This window comes from Caballeronia sp. LZ035 (genome assembly GCF_031451175.1).
GTDB lineage: Bacteria > Pseudomonadota > Gammaproteobacteria > Burkholderiales > Burkholderiaceae > Caballeronia.
Genome location: NZ_JARUXS010000001.1, coordinates 1,965,306 through 1,982,696, shown reverse-complemented (window position 1 = coordinate 1,982,696; position 17,391 = coordinate 1,965,306). Strand labels below are relative to the sequence as shown.

The window sequence follows — 17,391 nt, the reverse complement described above, 5'->3', positions numbered from 1 at the left end:
CCGCAAGGGCAGGCCTAAGGGGCAAGCTACCGCACGCCGCAACCCGCCTTGAACAACGCGTAACGCCCCGCGCCGCCGTCCTAGCGCGCAGCCTTGCGCAGCATGCGCAGGCGCGCCTGTTCGAGCGTTTCGAACTTGCTGTCGGCTTCGTCGTACACCGACACCTTGCCGCGGCCGATGTCATACACCCATCCCTGCACCTGGATCTTGCCCAGCGCGAGCTGCCCGGCCACTGCCGGATGGGTGCGCAAATGGGTCAGTTGCAGGCGGATATTCTCTTCCACCATGGCCTGGACGATGCGCTCTTCCTCGAGCTTGCGCGCCATCACCACACTGCGGGCGGCCTCCGCGTTGCGCAGCCAGGCATGCACGGTCGGCATTTCCTCGGCGATGGTCGCGCCCGAAGCGAGACCCTTCATCGCGCCGCAATCCGAATGGCCGCAGATCACGATCTGCCGCACGTTGAGCGCGAGCACCGCGTACTCCACGACGGCCGACACGCCCCCCAGCATCTCGCCATAAGCCGGCACGATATTGCCGATGTTGCGGCACACGAACAGCTCGCCGGGACGCGTCTGCGTAATCATCTCCGGCGACACCCGCGAGTCCGCGCAGGTGATGAACAGCGTGTGCGGCGTCTGGCGGCGCGCGAGGCTTTTGAAGAGCGCTTCGCTGTCGGGAAACACGTGACGGCCGAAATCGTCGACGCCTTGCAGCAGATACAGCAGGTCAGGCGTCTCGAAGCCTTCGCGTTCGTCGTTCTTCGCGGATGTGTCGGGCATGGGAAAACCTTTTAGCGGTGCGTGTGCGACGCGTGACGGCGTCGCCTCTGGACGAGAGCTTGCGGACTTTCGGCAGCGGCCGCAAGTCGTCCAAACGGACAGCGTGTATTCGAGCCCGAAAAACCCCGTTCCCGGCGCGTAAATGGCCGCTTAGTTCGGTTATTCCGAAGCAAAAGATCCGAAAACACGTATTTTTCGGCGGCAATCGTTTCGCTAAATTGCTTTCATCGAAAGCAAAAAGTAAGGAAGCGAAATGAAATGTCCCGTGTGCCCCGCAAGCGAACTGCTGATGTCCGTCCGCGAAGGCATCGAAATCGATTATTGCCCGCAGTGCCGCGGCGTGTGGCTCGACCGCGGCGAACTCGACCAGTTAATCCGGCGCGCCGAGCAGGCGTCGCTTGCCGAGGTGAAGACCGAGCGTGACGAATGGCGCCGCGAGCAGGACCACGGGCGCGAGCGTCGCCCGCTGCGCGGCAACGATACCCGTCACGACGACCATCGCTACGTCGATCCACGCACTGGGCGGGAGCATCCGCGGCGCAAGAAATCCTTCCTCGGCGAACTATTCGACTTCGATTAAGAACGCCCGCAGTTCACCCCGCAATAGTCACCCGCACCACCACGGAGAAACGTCAATGGCAACGGTCAAGCAGGTCCTCGAAAGCAAACGCGACGCGACGCTCCACACCATCGATGCCGAAGCGAGCGTCCATGAAGCAGTCTTGTTGATGTCGAAGGCGCAGGTCGGCGCGCTGGTGGTTCTGGTAGGCGACGCGGTCTGCGGCGTCGTCACCGAACGCGACTATGCGCGCAAGGTGATCCTGATGGACCGCGCGTCGCGCACGACCACGGTCTGCCAGATCATGACCGCGCCCGTGCTGTCCGTGCGCCTCGGCACGAGCACGGAAGACTGCATGGCGCTCATGACCCGGCACCGCATCCGGCATCTGCCGGTAATCGAGGCGGGCAGGCTCGTGGGCATGGTGTCGATCGGCGACATGGTGCGCCAGCTGATCGACGAGCAGCAGTTTGCCATCGACCAGCTCGAACGCTATGTGCGCGGCCCGCACGACGATGCGCCCGCCTGCGCGCTCACGCGCCGCAGCATGATTCCGCAGACCCTCGAGACGCGCTTCTCCTGATTTCGCGCGATCAGGTGGCGTCCATGCCGGCGATCGGCTCGACCGGGCGCGCGGGGTCCGTCGGCGGCGCGAAGTCGCGGCGGAAACGGTTGAGTGCCGAGAGTCCCATCGAGAGGCCCGGATCCAGGTAATGGACGATGAGACTGCGGCGCTCGCCGTTCAGCACGTCGAGATTGCAGTGCTGCATGAGAAAGCCGTTGAAGATGAACACGCTGCCGGGCTTGCCCTTGACACGCGTGCAGAGGCCTTGCTTCAGATGCCGTTGCGTGCGCGCCGTGCGCATCGGCAGCGGCAGGTGGCGCTCGGTCCACTGCAGGCTCTTGGTGAACAGGTTGCCCACGCGGCCCGGCAGTCCGCGCGGCTTCGTATAGGCGATGAGATCGCCGGCGCGCTCGTTGTCGTCCGCCGATTGCAGCAGGATCACGAACGTCAGCACGTGCGAATCATAGTGACGGCAATGGCTGTTCGCGTGCTCCGCGACGCTGCCCACGCGCAGGCCGAACCACGGACCCATCGCGGCCTTCGCCTGCAACGTGTTGTCGACCCAGTCGGATGCAAGCCGCACCGATTCGCTTTCCAGTTCCTTGAATTTCGGAATCTCGCGCAGCGTGTGCAGGATGTCCTTGGCGCTGTTGAAGAACTGCTTGTGATCCGGCGTCGCGCCATGGGCGGCGTCGAGCTTCCCCTTGATTTCGGCCAGCAGTTGTTTGGGCACGACTGATTCGAAGACGGCGAGTTCTCCCCGGCACGCCCTCAGCAGCGCCGCTTGGTCCTGTTTTTTCATGGCTTCCCCGACGATGACGACTGGTTGACTGCGATGCATGGTGGACGTGGCTGCATGAGCGTCGCCGGCGCGTCTGTCGACACGCGTGTCCGGCCGCCCGGCGCGGACTGATGTGTCCGCTCGCCGCGACCTGACGTGATGTGACGGCGCGTGCCGATACCGATGCGGTTCGCTGCATGGTGGTCTGTCCATGCGGCGGCGCGCGTAACGGCTGCGCGTGATGGTGAGCCCCTGCTGGTCTCGCTCATGGCGGTTTCTTGTTCTTGCTTGTCTTGTTGTGTCATGCCCGGATCGTTGTCGACCCGTCGCGCAGTCCGTTTGCCGTCTCCTCCACGATTAACCAGTGAGACCATTTTCCGGACTTTGTGCGGCAATCCTAACAACGAGGTCATGGCCCGAATGTACGACGGCGCACGCGCTCTGCGGCGGCGCGCACGTCGGACTTACCCCGACCGGTACGACCAATCGATGCACCGGCCGGGCCCGGATCGCTCCGGCAAACGTTCTCCGCGCCCCGCGTTATGCGCGCCAGCCGACACAGCAAACGTTGGCGAGCAGGGGCCGCCCGGCGATACGTGCGTCCGCGCACGGATGACCATTAAGCATCCGGGTAATTTTCGATCTCAACAAAACGGGCCCGGCCAGGCTCGATACGCACACCGCGACGCTTGAACAGAATCACAACGCGTTTTCACCGGTGCATGCGGCAAACGACGATCCGAACACGGACATATGACGGGGTATCAATGAACAGGGCAACGCTCGAAGACAAACTCTGGGTGGCGACCTTTATCATCGCGGTGTCGAGCGACGTGCTTTCGGGCGTGATCCGCTATGCGACCTCGATGATCCACCTGGCGCCTGCGACCTATCTGCCCAAGCTGCTGATGCTCGCCTGGGTGCTCCTCATTGTCATCAAACGGCCGAAAGCCAATCACGCGCTCATCGCGCTGTATCTGCTCGCGCAATCCTTCGTGTCGCTGGCGCACGGCGTGGCGCCCGAAGCGGTCGGCTTCTGGGTGTGGACCGTGATGCCGATGCTGTTCGCGCTCACGGCCTCGCCGCAAGCGCTGCAGCTGCTCAACAGCGGCGCGGCGCGGATGGCCTTCTTCCTGCTGGCCGCCGCCTGCTTCACCGGCCTGCTGCTGAACAGCTTCGCGCCGATGCCGTGGGTCGGGCAGAGCGTGTCGGTGGGCGGGCACAACGTCGCCGTAGCGATGAACTCGTATGTCGGCGTCGCCTCGCGGCTGACCGGCTTTGGCCGCGACAGCGCCTCCACCGGTCTGATGGTCGGCCTCCTGACCACCTGGCTCCTGACGCGCACGCGCTCCAGGCTGCTGCAAGTGGCGCTGCTCGGCTGCGCGAGCGCCGCCGTCTACGCCACCACCAACAAGACCGCGCCGGTGGCGATGGTGCTGGTGGTCTGCGCACACTGCTTCTTCGCGACGCCGACCGTCAAGCGTGCCTGCCTGTGGGCGATCGGCGTGGCGGTGGGCTTCCCGATCGTGACCTTCCTCGCCACGGCGGCGATCAACCTGGCAGGTTCCAGCTATGTGACGCTGGCCTCGTTCCAGGACCGCATGTGGAATACGTGGCCGCGGCTGATCGAAGGGCTGCTCAAGGACAATCGCATCTGGCTGGGTCTCGGCCCGGGCGGCTTCGGTTCCGCCTCGACCTATTACGAGAGCGCGTTCGGCTTCCAGGTCGCCTACGCGGACAACACCGTGCTGTACGCGGTCGCGAGCTTCGGCCTGATCGGCACGGTGGTCCTCGTCTGGGCGCTCGTGCGTCTGATGCTGCGCGCCGACGACAACGCCGTGCGCACGTCCTGGGTGATGCTGCTGTACCTCCTGTTTGCCTGCGCCAGCACGGACATTTGCGAATCGATCGGCTGTCTCCTGTTCTTGGGCGTGACGATCCGCTATCTGCACGTGAGCGTGCCCGAGTCATACAGCCGTATCAGCCCGACGAACCCGCTGAGCCGCATCACGATGCCGGGACAGACTCCCGCTTCGGGTGTGGTGATCGACGAGCACCAGCATCTCGACCCGCGCCTGAATGCGCCGGTGCCGGGCTACGGGAGGCATCTGACGTGAGAAGCCTCGGTCCTCGCCTGGTCCGGCGCGTGACGCTGGCCGGCCTCCTTGCGTTCTGCGGCGCCTTGCTGGCCGCTTCGCCCGCACCGACGGTCACGCTCGACGGCTCGGCCAGTTCCACCGAAGAGCACTATGTCGCGGCGCCGCGCTTCGGCGCGTCGCGGGCGAACACCGGCGTGGCCATCCATCAGATCAGCGATCCGCGTCTGCTCGATGCCGTGAAGGACGTCGGCTTCTCGTTCGTGCGCACCGATCTCTTCTGGGAAGCGGTGCAGGCGCAGGACGGCTGGCACTACGGCGAGTTCGACGGTCTGGTGTCGAATCTTCAGGCACGCGGCCTGGGCGCGCTCTTCATTCTCGGCTACAAGCACTACTTGTTCAGCCCGGACCAGCCGCCCACCACCGCGCCGCAGCTCGCCGCCTTCCGCACGTATGTCCATCAGTCGGTGTACCGATATCGCAACGCGCCGGTGCGCTTCGAAGTGTGGAACGAGCAGGACCACAAGGATTACTGGCTCGCGCCGCCTTCGCCGCGCGCGTATCGCGCGCTGCTGGAGACGGCGGTGAGCGCCGCGCATCAGGCGAATCCGGACGTCACGATCGCGACCGGCGGCGTGCAGCAGGTGGACCGCGACTTCATCCGCGCGGTGGGCGACATGAGCGCGTCGAAGTCGAAGAGCGGTCCGGACGCGGTGAGCGTGCATCCGTACCGCCAGCAGTACCCGGAGACGGTGCTCGGCGACTACGCCGCGCTGCGCGAAGACCTCTCGACGTATCAGAAGCGTCCGCATGTGTGGGCCACCGAATGGTCATACCCGACCTATGCATACGACTATGTGAAGGACATCGGCAACGGGCATGCGCCGGAAGCGCGGGCCCGCCAGGCGAAGTATGCGGTGCGGCTGTTCCTGATGAACTGGATGGCGCAAGTCGGCCTGACTTCGTATTACGACATGCGCAACGACGGTCGTGATCCGAAGGAGATGGAACACAACTTCGGGCTGCTCGACGCGGACAACGCGAAGCTGCCGGCGTATCACGCGGTCAAGCATCTGTTTGGTTTCACGGCGGGCGTGAAGAACGCGCGCTACTTCATGGATGACGCCGAAAAGATCGCGGTGCTCAAGTTCGAGACGGGCGGCGCGACGAAGTACGTGGTGTGGTGCTACGGCGCGGGCAACGTGATGAATGTGGATGTCTCGCGCCTGCCGGCAAACGCGGTCGTCACCGACATGTACGGCAAGCCGATCACCGGGCGCGGCGTGCTGGCAGTGACTGAAGCGCAGGGTCCGGTGTTCGTCACGGCGGGATCGTGACGCAGGCAACGCGATGCTGCTCGAAATGTGAGTTGAGGTTTGCGGTGGTGTGCGGGAAGGGCGGGGTGCGGACGGGGAAAACGCACCCCTGCCCGGTTGAATCGATTTGGATGCCGTAATGGATTTGCCGACGATGGCCAGTCGTAGCTGACGTCCTTGGTCTTTACTTCTTTGTTAGGGATATAACATGCTTTCATACAACATGCGCCCCACCATGACGCCAGTGCCGCACCGTGGTGACGGAATCGTGGATCTCTGGCGCAGCGTCGTCCGTCACAAGACCTTGCTCGGCGCGGTCACGGGCACATGCTGCGCGGCGGGCGTCCTGTACATCCTGCTGGCGACGCCGCAGTATCGCGCGGAAGCGCTGCTGCGCGTGCAAAGCAAGGCAGGCGTGGCGATCAGCTCGCTGTCGGACGTGTCCGGCTCGATCGCCGCCGAAGGGTCCGCCAACGACGAAAGCGACGTGCTGACCTCGCGTTCGGTCGTGAGCGCGGCGATCGCGCAGACGGGCGCCGAGACGGTCGTGCAGACCGAGAGCCATTTTCCGTTGATCGGCCGCTGGTTCGCGATGCGTCACGCGACCGACCGCGAACTCGTGCCGGCGCCGTTCGGCCTCGATCAATACGCGTGGGGCGGCGAGCGCCTGACGCCGGGCGTGTTCAACGTGCCGAAGGCCGCGCTGCAGATGAAGTTTCACGTCATCGCGGGCGAGGGCGGCCGCTGGACACTGTATGACAAGGACGATACGCGCCTGGCCGAAGGCAAGGTCGGCGAGACCGTGCCGTTCCAGGTGACGACGCCCGAAGGCGCCGCGCCCGGCGAAGTGCGCATCGACACGCTGCGCGCCCGTTCTGGCGTCGAATTCCAGATCGCCAAGTATTCGCAGCAGACCACCTTCGACAACGTGCTGCAACGTCTGCGCACCGCGATTCCGCCGCGCGATTCGGCGCTGCGCGATCCGGCGCTGATCCACCTGACCTATCAGGCCGAATCGCCGTTCGAGGCGCAGGCGATGGTCAATGCGATCGTCAAGAACTATCAGGAACGCGACGTCGAGCGCCGTGCCGCACAGGCGCAAACCAGCCTCGACTTCCTGAAGCAGCGCCTGCCCGCGCTGAAGGCCGATCTCGAACGCGCCGAAAGCCGTCTCAACACGTTCCGCACGCAGACCGGCACGGTCGACATGCAGCAGCAGAACGTTGCGCTGATCACACGCATGAGCGCGCTCGAGGAACGCCAGACGACGCTGCAACTCGCGCTCGACGCCGCGCAGCATCGCTATCGTCCGGATTCCGAGCCGTATCAAAGCGCGCTCACGCAGCTGAACCAGGTGAAGCGCGAGATCGGCGATGCGACGAAGACCGCGGCAGCCCTGCCGAGCATCCAGCGGCAATATGTCGAACTGTCGCGCGAAGTCGCCGTGACGACGCAGCTCTACACCAGCGTGCTCACCAACGCGCAGCAGCTCGAAGTGGCCGCGGCCAGCACGCCGCCGGGCATGGCCGTGGTGGACTGGGCCATCGCGCCCGAGAAGCAGTCGTGGCCGCGCGCGTGGATCGTGCTGCTCGGCTCGATCTTCGGCGGTCTGTTCCTGAGCACGGTGTCGATCTACGCGATCGCGCTGCATCGCCGCGAACTGCGCAGCCCGGAAGAGATCGATCACTTCTCGCACGTGCCGCGTCTCGCCGTGATTGCCCGTTCGACCGCGCAACTGCGCCAGGATGTCCGTGCGCTCACGCATAACGCAGCGCCGGCTCGTCTGCTCGCGATGACGAACCCGACCGATCCGAGCGTCGAAGCCTTGCGTTCGCTGCGCAGCAGCGTGCGGGCGATGCTCTCCGGCGTGCCGCTCGCGAATCATCCGGGCTTCCACGGCCTGCATCCGATGAACCCGCTCAATCCGATGAACCCGATGGCGCTGAGCCACGCGGTCGGACACACGGGTCATACGACGGCGGTGATGAATCCGGGCTATGTGATCGACGCACCCGGCGCCCACGACATCGGCGGCCGCGTGATCCTGTTCACGGGTCCGACGCAAGGTGTGGGCAAGAGCTTCGTGTCGTCGAACTTCGCTTACCTGCTGGCCGAGACGCGCGCCTCGGTGCTGCTGATCGACGCCGACATGCGTCAGGGCCGTCTGCGTCACCTGACCGACGACCGCGAGCATCCGGGTCTGGCTGAAGTGCTGGCCGGCACGGCGAAGGTGGAGGATGCGATCAAGCCGCTCGGCGACGGCGGACTCTCGCTGATGGACGCGGGCATCGAATTCCCGGAGAACCCGGCGGAGCTGCTGACCCGTCCGGCGTTCCAGGAAATGATGACGATGCTGCGCGACATCTACGATTACATCGTGATCGATTCGCCGCCGGTGCTGCCGGTTGCCGACGCGCTGTCGATCGCGATGCAGAACTGCGACCTCGTGCTGCTGGTCTCGCGCGCGGATCGCACGGGAGCCAGGCAACTGGAGGAGACGCTGCGCCGTCTGGAGAATGTCGGCGCGAAGGTGGGCGGGCACGTGTTCAACGGCTTCGCACCGGGACGCTACGGTGCGCGCGAGGAATACGGCATCCGGACGTCCACGCGGTAATACGTTGAGCAAGGCGCGCGTGCGAGCGACAAGCCGTTAAGAAGAGCCGCCGCCGTTTCTTCGAGCCGGAGTGCTGGGTTGCCAGCCTCCGGCTTTTTCCTTTGCTGCGTGGCTCAGGCGCGTCAATCAGGGCGTATAACCGTCCGTCAGCGTGTTCATGAACGCGATGATGTCGTGGATGTCATCGTCGGTCATGGCAGGCTGGTCGCCAGCCTTGCGATCGAACGGCGCATCGGTGACGTCGATGTTCGCGTGATACTGCGGCGGCAGATCGTCGTATTGCTGCGGCTTGCCCGCTGCGTCGAGCGGATAGATCTTCGCCGGGTCCGCGCTGCGCAGGTTGTAGAAGTTCATCACCTGCTTCAGGTCGTGATACACGCCGTTGTGAAAGAACGCGTGGCGTGTCGCGACATTGCGCAGCGTCGGCGTGAGGAACATGCCGCAGTATTGCGTCAGCGTGGCGGCGTCGGAACGGAAGGGGCCGCAGACGCCCATGTCGTAGAACTTCGGGTCGTGGTTGATGGGCAGGTCGCGGTTGCGCGGCACGCCCAGCGCTTCGTATTGCGTGTCGGTGAACAGCGGCGGCAGGTGGTCGGCGGTCGGCTTGCTCAGATGGCAGCCGGCGCAGTTGGCCTTGTCCGGATCGTTGAACAGGCGCAGGCCGTGCAGCTCCGCCTGCGTGAGCCGCGTCTTGCCTTGCAGCCAGTAGTCGTACTTGCTCGTGAAGCGATGGAACGACGGATCTTCAAACTGGTAGCGCCCGACCGCGAACATGGCTTCGTCGACCAGCAGATCGGGCTGCTTCACGATGCGCTCGCCGAACAGCTGCTTGAACTGGTCGAGGTAGGGCGCGTTCATCAGCTTGCGCGCGACTTCGTCAGGACTATGGTTCGCCATTTCGACGGGATTCAGCATCGGCCCGAGGGCCTGGTCTTGCAGCGTGCTCGCGCGGCCGTCCCAGAACAGGCCGCCCTGCGGCACCAGCGCGGGCGCGGCGGGCGCGACGCCGGCCGTTTTAGCCGCGCGTTGCGTGCCGGCCGCGGCGGTGGCCAGCTGGTCGAGCGAAACGGGCGCGGCGTCCATGTCGTTCTGGTCGGGGCCGATGGAGAACGGCGCCTGGCGGTACAGGTAGGCCAGCGACGGCGGCGGCCGATAACCCGCCTGCGTCATGTGCTCGCCGCCCAGCTGCACCGAGAGATCGTTGGGCGGGCCATACGCGTGATCCGGATTGTGGCAGGAGGCGCAGGACTGCTTGCCCGATGCCGACAGCGACGCGTCATTGAAGATCTGCTTGCCCAGCAGCGCCACCGCGCTCAGCGGCTGGCTCGGCGGCACGTGCAGCGCGACGGGCTGCGGATTCGCGCCGGTGAGGTTCTCGACCAGCGTGCCGACGGACAAGGGCATCCGCTCCGGATAAACGAGCGCATAGGCGGCGAAGGCGGCGCAGGCCGCCGCGGCGATCGCGGCGGACCAGCCGAGCACGCGCGGCAAGAGGCGCGGCGCGCTGCCGGCGGAGAGCGAGGGCGGCAAGGCAGGGTTCGGAGAGCTCATGACGATGGAGATGAAGAGAGGCTTGAAAAAAATCATCGAGCCGGCGCGTGGAAGCGCCGGCTCGAGCCATGGCGAAAGGGGCTGGACGCCCCGCCTTCACGTGGGAGAGGGCGCAAGGCGGAGGGCGGGGCGCACGGTCACCTTTCAGTTGCTGGCGGGCGCGGCGGCGAGCTTCGTGCCGAGGCTCGGATCGAGGAACACGGTCGAAGCGTTGCCCGTGCCGTTCACGTCGAGCATGCTGCGGATGTCGCCGGCCGTTGCGTCGAACGAACCGGCGCCAAGACGCGCGCCGCCGAGCCAGTTGTCCTCGATGAAGCGGACGACCGAAGCCTGCGTGATCGGCGTGTGGTCCACGTAGTTGACCTTGGCCCACGGCGAGATCATCAGGAACGGCGTGCGCGTGCCGGGACCGCAGCGGCCATTGACCTGGCCGCCGTTGATGCCGAGCGGCTGCGTCGCGCCCGCGGCAGTGCACTCGCCCTGGCCCGACAACTGGTCCGCGCCGGTGAAGGTGGCGGTGCCGACCTTGGTGACGAGGGACTTGTCGAACGAGGAGAACTTGACGGTCGGCACCACGTGGTCGTACCAGCCGTCCGAGTCGTCATAGGCCACCACGACGAGCGTGTCCTTCCAGTCGGGCTGCTGCTGCAGGAAGTTCGTCACCTTCACGACGAAAGCCTGTTCGTCGAGCGGATCGGAGTTGCCCGGATGGCCGTCGCTGATGGCGGGCGCCTTCAGGAAGCTCACCGACGGGAAATTGCCCGCCTTCACGGCCGTGAAGAAGTCGTCGACGTCGTACTGGTGATGCACCGGCGTCGCCGTGTTGTCGAGCGTCGGCTCGGTGTAGCCGATCATCGCGGTGGTGGTCGGGCGCTGGTGCGTCGGATTGGCCGTCGAGGTGTAGTACTGGAACCAGGCGTGATGCTGGATGTAGTCGGCGGGTGCGGTGCCGAGCACGTCGGACCACGTGGAGCGCGCGCAGCCCGTCGTGCCGTTCGCGTTGACCGTCTGCAGGTTGAAGCCGCCCATGAAGCCGCCCCAGGTGATGCTCGCGCCGTTCAGCAGGTCGCCGATGTTCTTGCCGCCCATCATGCCGGTCGGGCCGGCCGTGGCGGAGAGCGCGGCGATCGAGCAGACATCGGTGGTCGGGTCGAGGTCGCCGATCATCGTGAAGCCGCCCTGGCCGTCAGGAATCGCGTTGCCGGTCGTGCCCGTCGGGTTCTTCGGATTGGGCGTGACGGTCACGCCCTGGTTCTGGCCCGAGACCACTTCGATCGCGCCCGGCGTCGACGGACCGAAGGTGTCGGTCCACGCGTTGTCGTTCATCGCGTAGTTCTGCGCGAGATTCCAGTACGCCGTGACGGTATTGCCGTCGAAATAGCCCAGCACCTGTGCCGACGAACCGAACTGGCCCGTGCTGCCCGTGATGATCGAGCTGGCCGACGTGAAGAGCGGGAACGCGTCCATCTTCAGGTTGTCGTCGGCGAGCTGTTCGGGCGCGTAGCTGTGGTTCTGGCTCTTGGTGTTGGCCTGCGAGCGGTCGAGGCGGAACGGCTGCGCGGTGGTGGTCGTCAGCGCGACGCTGCCGACGCTCGGCGGCGTGGTCGTCTGGCCGTTGACCGTGGCGGCGACGATGTTCGGCGAGCCCGGTTGCGCGTTCGGATTGGCGGCGCCGGTGAGTCCGGCGGCGGCCAGCGTGGCGATGTCCGTCTGCGTGCCGGCGGCGGCGGTGAAGCTGGGCTCGCCGGCCACGTTCTTCGCGTTCGGGTAGGTGGCGAAGTAGTGATCGAAGGAGACGTTCTCGCCGAAGATCACGACCAGATGCTTGATCGGGGTGGCGGTTTTCAGCGCATCCTGCGCCGAGACGGCGGGCGTGGCGGACCCGCTCGAATCGTGCGAACTGCCGCAGGCCGCCATGGCCAGCAGCGCCGCGACGGAAATCGCGCAGGGAAGGATGGTCTTATAGGACATTCGTTGGGGGCTCCAGATTGCCGCACAGCGCTCCAGGACCGACAGGCTGGAGTGGCTGGTTTATTTTTGAATGGATTTGCAAGGGCGCTTCAAGCCGGGACTTGGAGCACCGGAATTGAAACATTTCAATATGGCGAAGCCGGGACGAATTCCTTACTGGTATTTACATACGGTTTGATTACTCGATGTTTGCTTTTATGTTGATGATTCTATTTATTTTGAAAGAACCGGGTGTGAAGAATGGCGTCGTGCAAAGCGTCGCCTGACGGGACTCCGTGAGGCGTGCGAATCCCTGTCTGATTGACGTCCTCAGGCGCCCGAGTGCGGTGACAGGTCACGGCGAGCGTAATTTTCGGCTTAGTCTCGAGGCTTATCGTGGCGTCTGTTCCCGCTGCCGTGCCGCCAGTTTGATTCGGCACGGCATGGGTAACCAGGCTTTCAATCCGCGTCCGGCAGAGCCAAAAGACGGAGCGCGCGCCTGAAATTACCTTGCAATTCTTTATTTATATGGCTTACAAAAGCCCCGCCGCTTTTGCCCAATGCGATACGCGGCATGTCATTCCGCTGCGTAGTCGCAGGTTATCGCCCTGGATTAATCGAGAAGGAATCAGCATGAGCCTCAGCGTCGAAATCATCGCCATGGTGCTCGTCGCCGGGTTGTTTTGCGGTTTCCTGAATACCGTGGCGTCATCCGGGTCCGCCGTATCCTTGCCCATCCTGATGTCGATCGGTCTTCACGCCGCCACGGCGAATGCCACCAATCGCATTCCGGTGCTCGTCGGCGCGCTCGCGGCGACGGTCGGACTCGCGCGCGAAGGCGCCATCCCGTGGCGTCGCGCGCTGAAGGTCGCGGCGCCGCTCGCGCTCGGCGCGGCCGTCGGCGCGCTGGCGAGCGAGCATCTTCCGGGACACGACCTGCGCAAGGTCATCGTGGGCGCGGTGATCGTCGCGCTGATCCTGATCTTCACCAAGCTCAAGAAACTGCTGAACGCCGCCGGAGACAGCGAATTCCGCTTCGACGCGAGAACCGTGGCGCTGCTCTTCGTCGTGGGTATCTGGACCGGTTTCATCGTGCTCGATTCGGGTACCTACATGCTCCTCGTGCTGGTGCTCGCGGCGGGCCTGACGCTCGTCGAAGCCAACATCGTCAAGAACTTCGCGACGCTTTTCACGACCACCGCCGCCATGCTTGTCTTCGTGCAGCATGGGAACATCGATTGGCGCGTGGGCGGAATCATGGGGCTCGGGAGCCTTGCGGGCGGGTTGATCGGCGCGCGCATCGCGGTGTCCGAGCATGCGCGGCGCTGGATCGTGGGCTTGCTGGTGACGGTGATCGTCGGCGAGCTGGTTCATCTGGCCTTGCCGGCACACTGGTTCAACGAGGAACTCATGCCCGCCATCAACCTGTATGCGTCGATCCTGACCGGCCGATCCGGTTCATGAAGACCCGCGGCAAAGTTCGTATGGAATGGTCAGGCCGGACTTTGTATCGGTGATGTCCGCCTTTGCGTTGCTTCACCCCGTCATAAGCGCTACTCTCGATCCGGTCCTGAACGTCGAACGCGGTTCAACCCGGAGGCAACCGTTTCGTGAAGCGAGCATGGGCTTTCTCTCTCGCCGTCGCCCTGAGCGCGGCGCTTGCCGGATGCGGCAAGGGCGGATCGCAAGACGCGACCCAGAACGCGGGCGCATCCGCGAGTCAGGCGCCGGTCCAGCTTGGACAGGTTGCCAGCGGCGTTTCCGCCGCGTCGGGCGCGCAGGACCATGGCGCGCCGTCCACCATCGCGAAGGCGCAATTGCCCGGCGAGGCCGCGGAGACATTGCGCCTCGTCCAGTCGGGCGGACCTTTTCCGTTCGGTGAAGATGGCGTCCTGTTTCGCAACAGCGCGTCATTGTTGCCGGCGCATGCGCGCGGTTACTACCGTGCATACACGGTCCGTACGCCTGGCGCGACGGATCGAGGCTTGCGCCGGATCGTGTGCGGCGGAGCGCGCAAGCAGATTCGCGACTGCTATTACACCGACGATTACTACGCGAGTTTCAAACGGATCGGGGACTAGGAGCGGGTCATTCAAACCGGCTTGCTCGCGGCCGATTGCTGATAGTTCGCGATGCCGAGCTTGTCGATCAGCCCGATCTGTATTTCCAGCCAGTCGATATGCTCTTCGGTCGCATCCAGCAACTCGACCAGCAGCTGTCTCGATACAAAATCCCGCACGGACTCGCAATAGCCGATGCCGCTCTTGCATTGCGACTGAGCGGCGCGTTCGAGTGCAAGATCGTTTTTCAACGCATCGAGCGTGTGCCTGCCGATGTTGAGCGGATGCAGATCCTGCAGGTTCGGCTCGCCGTCGAGCATCAGAATGCGCTCGATCAGGCGGTCCGCATGCGTCAGTTCGTCCATCGACTCCGCATATTCATGCGCGCCGAGTTCTTCCAGTCCCCAATGTTTATACAGGCGCGCATGGTGCAGATATTGATGCACCGCGGTCAGTTCGTTCTTCAGTTCCGCGTTGAGAAGCTCGATAACTTTCGGATCGCTTTGCATGATGTCGCTCGCCCGTGATTCATGCAGAAAGCATATACGCATTCGCGATTCGGCGGATTCAGCCGCATCGAGGCGGACAACGCGAGACACCGGGCCGCAGCCCGATGCCTCGCGTCACGCTCAGAACGCGTCTGTCATGCCCATTGCCGGATCGGAGACCGAGTGACGGCCCGTCTCCATGCGTCCGGCAATACGCCGGTAGAAGCTGCGGTCCGTGCTGCTGGTGATCTCGAAGTCATACCAGAAGCCGGTCTGCGCGAGATTCCAGAACATGGCCACCGGCAGCAGGCCGCCCGTGCTGACCGTCCACGTGTGGCCGGGTCCGAGGCTGTCGGCGCGCGGGAACGGCGCGGGCGCGGGCCAGGCGCCGAAGCCGGCGGCCGCGAAGCCGTCGAAGCCAGACGGGCCACGTCCGAAGCCCGGCAACGGCAGGCCCGGATACGCCTGAAGCGCGCCATAGACCCGGTTGGACTTCACGGTGAACTGGGCCAGGCCCGCGCCGTCATTGCGCAGTTGCAGATGCAGATTGCCGGTCAGCGTCCCGTAGCCCACGCGGACCTCCAGGTTGCTGCCGCGATGACCCTTCAGCGCGGAGAGATCGCCCTTGAACTCTCGATGCCAGCCGTTCGGACCCAGCACCCAGAGGTCGTACTTGCCGAGGTCGCTGGAGGAAGGCGTCCAGATGTCGTCCAGCGTCCTGCCGGGTTCGACGGCATAACGCTTCGGCAGGCGGTCCAGATGCAGCTTGTCGTACACGTGGAACACGGCGCCTTGGCGGCCCGTGTTGGCGAACAGCAGCTTGACGCCGCCACTTGATGCGTCCACGTGAGCGCTCGCATGCAGCTCGTACGGCAGCGCGCGCGACGGACGGAAGCCGTTCGCCTGCGCCGGCATGCCGCGACCGGCATCCGGCACGATCTGCCCCAGCGCCTGCTGGGTGGCGCGCAGCGCATCGGCGTCGGCCTTGCTCTTTTCGCCGGCGAGCGTTGGCAGTGGCTCGCCGTTCGGCGTCGCGAAGTTGAAGGCGCTCGTGAGGTCGCCGTTGATCAGCCGTCGATACGACGAGATGTTGCTTTCCTTGATGCCGAAGCGCGCTTCGAGGAAGCGCAGCACCGAAGTATGGTCGAAGGTCTGCGAGTTGACCCAGCCGCCACGGCTCCACGGCGAGATGACCCACAGCGGCACGCGCGGACCCGGACCATAGGGCTTGCCGTCCGGTGCGGCGGGCTGGCTGTCGGGCGCGGCGCCGGTGTCGGCGCGGGTGACATAGGGATGCGTGAAATACTCGACGCCCAGCTCGCCGCCCGACAGCGTGGTCTTGCCGGCATAGCTGCCGTCACCGTTCGGCGACGGCACCGCCGCGGGCGGGACGTGGTCGAAGAAGCCATCGTTCTCGTCGAAGTTGACGAGCAGCACGGTCTTGCTCCACACCTCGGGCACGGCGGTCAGCGCATCGAGGAACTGCTGCACGAACCACGCGCCCTGCACCGGGCTCGAAGGACCGGGATGCTCGGAATAGACGTCGGTCGGAACGACCCACGACACCTCCGGCAGACGGCCGTTCCTGACGTCGTCAGCGAAGGCTTCGACGAAGGTGCCGTTGGTGTTGGGATCGGCGTCCGTGGTCGGCAGGGTGTTCGCATAGCCCTTGATGAGCGGCTGGGCTGCCGCATCGGCCGGGTTGTAGACCGGCTCGGCGGCCTGGGTCAGCGAGGCATTGACCTGGCGCGCCGCCGGCAGCGCTTCGTTGGCCTGGCGGAACTTCTTGAATCCCAGCAGCGGGTTGCAGCCGTAGGTGTTGATGATGTTCTGATACACCTTCCAGCTCACGCCGGCTTCTTCCAGACGCTCGGCGGTGGTCTTCCAGTCGAAGTACGACGAGGCCGACGATGCCACCGTGTAGTCGCCGGTGAAGTTGTTCACGAAGGTCTTGCCGTATGCCGGGCCATTCGTGCCCGTGGAGTGGAACATCCGGTTCGGATGCGTGCCGCCGAGAAAGGCGCAGTGGTAGTCGTCGCAGATCGTGAAGGCTTCGGCGAGTGCGCGCTGGAAGGGGATTTCGGTCGTGTCGAAATAACCCATCGTCTGGTTCTTCTTCGACACCGGCCATGCCGCCATGCGGCCGCCGTCCCATGCGGCCTGCGTGTCGACCCAGCTGTGCGGCGTGCCGGTGACGCGTTGGGCATTGCCGCGCGTTTCGTCGAGATGGTAAGGCAGGTCGACGTTGCCGCTGGCATCGACCTGCTGCCAAACGTTGCGGCCGTTCGGCAGCGGGATCGTGAAACGATCGCCGTAGCCGCGCACGCCCTTATAGGTACCGAAGTAATGGTCGAACGCGCGGTTTTCCATCATCAGGATCACGACGTGCTTGACGTCCTTGATCGTGCCGCTTTCGTGATGCGCGGGAATCGCGAGCGCGCGGCGGATGCTGGGGGGAAACACGCTGAGCGCGGCGGCTGACAGGCCGGCCGTGGCCGTGCTCTGGAGAAACTTGCGACGGGAGTTCACGGGGGAAGTGTTCCTTCTTGTTTGGCTGGAGATCGCAATGAGCGTCGAAACCTTCGATAGCGTTCACCGCAGCCGTTCCCCCCGGCGCACCGGCATGGCT

The 17,391-nt window shown here is 64.9% G+C and carries 13 protein-coding genes; 7 read left to right on the top strand and 6 right to left on the bottom strand.

The features are described from left to right. Nucleotides 1–80: 80 nt before the first annotated feature. Nucleotides 81–782, bottom strand: a complete 702-nt coding sequence (locus QCE88_RS09395; RefSeq protein ID WP_309901220.1) for a carbonic anhydrase — start codon at nucleotides 780–782, stop codon at nucleotides 81–83. 253 nt (nucleotides 783–1,035) lie between these two features. On the opposite strand from QCE88_RS09395, the gene QCE88_RS09390 reads away from it, so the two are divergent. Next, the gene (locus tag QCE88_RS09390) at nucleotides 1,036–1,362 is read left to right on the top strand and encodes a zf-TFIIB domain-containing protein (RefSeq protein ID WP_309901219.1); all 327 of its coding nucleotides are present in this window, start codon (nucleotides 1,036–1,038) and stop codon (nucleotides 1,360–1,362) included. A 55-nt stretch (nucleotides 1,363–1,417) separates the two neighbouring features. Further along, complete coding sequence (locus QCE88_RS09385) at nucleotides 1,418–1,924, top strand: CBS domain-containing protein (protein ID WP_309901217.1); 507 nt, start codon at nucleotides 1,418–1,420, stop codon at nucleotides 1,922–1,924. A gap of 10 nt (nucleotides 1,925–1,934) precedes the next feature. Here the strand turns inward: QCE88_RS09385 and QCE88_RS09380 are convergent, their stop codons facing one another. Next, on the bottom strand, nucleotides 1,935–2,708 hold the full coding sequence (locus tag QCE88_RS09380) for a hypothetical protein (protein ID WP_309901215.1): 774 nt from the start codon (nucleotides 2,706–2,708) through the stop codon (nucleotides 1,935–1,937). 746 nt (nucleotides 2,709–3,454) lie between these two features. Here QCE88_RS09380 and QCE88_RS09375 point away from each other — a divergent pair. The 3 genes from QCE88_RS09375 to QCE88_RS09365 all read left to right on the top strand — a co-directional run bounded on the left by QCE88_RS09375 (nucleotide 3,455) and on the right by QCE88_RS09365 (nucleotide 8,713). Next, nucleotides 3,455–4,804: a hypothetical protein gene (locus QCE88_RS09375; protein ID WP_309901212.1), complete on the top strand. Its 1,350-nt coding sequence runs from the start codon at nucleotides 3,455–3,457 to the stop codon at nucleotides 4,802–4,804. Then, complete coding sequence (locus QCE88_RS09370; RefSeq protein ID WP_309901210.1) at nucleotides 4,801–6,120, top strand: cellulase family glycosylhydrolase; 1,320 nt, start codon at nucleotides 4,801–4,803, stop codon at nucleotides 6,118–6,120. The genes QCE88_RS09375 and QCE88_RS09370 overlap by 4 nt, the downstream gene beginning before the upstream one ends. Nucleotides 6,121–6,307: 187 nt before the next feature. After that, nucleotides 6,308–8,713 (top strand): polysaccharide biosynthesis tyrosine autokinase, encoded by a 2,406-nt coding sequence (locus QCE88_RS09365; RefSeq protein ID WP_309901208.1) that lies wholly within the window; start codon nucleotides 6,308–6,310, stop codon nucleotides 8,711–8,713. Nucleotides 8,714–8,839: 126 nt separating this feature from the next. Here the strand turns inward: QCE88_RS09365 and QCE88_RS09360 are convergent, their stop codons facing one another. Both QCE88_RS09360 and QCE88_RS09355 read right to left on the bottom strand, forming a co-directional pair. Next, on the bottom strand, nucleotides 8,840–10,264 hold the full coding sequence (locus QCE88_RS09360) for a cytochrome c peroxidase (RefSeq protein WP_309901206.1): 1,425 nt from the start codon (nucleotides 10,262–10,264) through the stop codon (nucleotides 8,840–8,842). Nucleotides 10,265–10,408: 144 nt separating this feature from the next. After that, nucleotides 10,409–12,235, bottom strand: coding sequence for an alkaline phosphatase family protein (locus QCE88_RS09355; RefSeq protein WP_309901204.1), 1,827 nt, complete (start codon nucleotides 12,233–12,235; stop codon nucleotides 10,409–10,411). A gap of 612 nt (nucleotides 12,236–12,847) precedes the next feature. Between QCE88_RS09355 and QCE88_RS09350 the strand changes: the two genes are divergently transcribed. Together QCE88_RS09350 and QCE88_RS09345 are read left to right on the top strand one after the other, a co-directional pair. Continuing rightward, nucleotides 12,848–13,678 (top strand): sulfite exporter TauE/SafE family protein, encoded by an 831-nt coding sequence (locus tag QCE88_RS09350; protein ID WP_309901201.1) that lies wholly within the window; start codon nucleotides 12,848–12,850, stop codon nucleotides 13,676–13,678. A gap of 146 nt (nucleotides 13,679–13,824) precedes the next feature. Further along, nucleotides 13,825–14,295, top strand: coding sequence for a ribonuclease (locus QCE88_RS09345; RefSeq protein ID WP_309901200.1), 471 nt, complete (start codon nucleotides 13,825–13,827; stop codon nucleotides 14,293–14,295). An 11-nt stretch (nucleotides 14,296–14,306) separates the two neighbouring features. On the opposite strand, the gene bfr is transcribed toward QCE88_RS09345, so the two are convergent. Continuing rightward, a complete protein-coding gene (gene bfr / locus QCE88_RS09340) occupies nucleotides 14,307–14,783 on the bottom strand; it encodes a bacterioferritin (RefSeq protein ID WP_309901198.1) in 477 nt (158 codons plus the stop codon). A gap of 120 nt (nucleotides 14,784–14,903) precedes the next feature. Beyond that, complete coding sequence (locus QCE88_RS09335; RefSeq protein WP_309901196.1) at nucleotides 14,904–17,291, bottom strand: phosphocholine-specific phospholipase C; 2,388 nt, start codon at nucleotides 17,289–17,291, stop codon at nucleotides 14,904–14,906. Nucleotides 17,292–17,391 lie beyond the last annotated feature (100 nt).

Excerpts from the sequence above, each read along its gene's own strand:
- QCE88_RS09385 (WP_309901217.1), top strand. The coding sequence starts at position 1,418 with ATGGCAACGGTCAAGCAGGTCCTCGAAAGCAAACGCGACGCGACGCTC.
- QCE88_RS09380 (WP_309901215.1), bottom strand. The coding sequence starts at position 2,708 with ATGAAAAAACAGGACCAAGCGGCGCTGCTGAGGGCGTGCCGGGGAGAA.
- QCE88_RS09390 (WP_309901219.1), top strand. The coding sequence starts at position 1,036 with ATGAAATGTCCCGTGTGCCCCGCAAGCGAACTGCTGATGTCCGTCCGC.
- QCE88_RS09360 (WP_309901206.1), bottom strand. The coding sequence starts at position 10,264 with ATGAGCTCTCCGAACCCTGCCTTGCCGCCCTCGCTCTCCGCCGGCAGC.
- QCE88_RS09350 (WP_309901201.1), top strand. The coding sequence starts at position 12,848 with ATGAGCCTCAGCGTCGAAATCATCGCCATGGTGCTCGTCGCCGGGTTG.
- QCE88_RS09365 (WP_309901208.1), top strand. The coding sequence starts at position 6,308 with ATGCTTTCATACAACATGCGCCCCACCATGACGCCAGTGCCGCACCGT.
- QCE88_RS09375 (WP_309901212.1), top strand. The coding sequence starts at position 3,455 with ATGAACAGGGCAACGCTCGAAGACAAACTCTGGGTGGCGACCTTTATC.
- QCE88_RS09355 (WP_309901204.1), bottom strand. The coding sequence starts at position 12,235 with ATGTCCTATAAGACCATCCTTCCCTGCGCGATTTCCGTCGCGGCGCTG.
- bfr (WP_309901198.1), bottom strand. The coding sequence starts at position 14,783 with ATGCAAAGCGATCCGAAAGTTATCGAGCTTCTCAACGCGGAACTGAAG.
- QCE88_RS09395 (WP_309901220.1), bottom strand. The coding sequence starts at position 782 with ATGCCCGACACATCCGCGAAGAACGACGAACGCGAAGGCTTCGAGACG.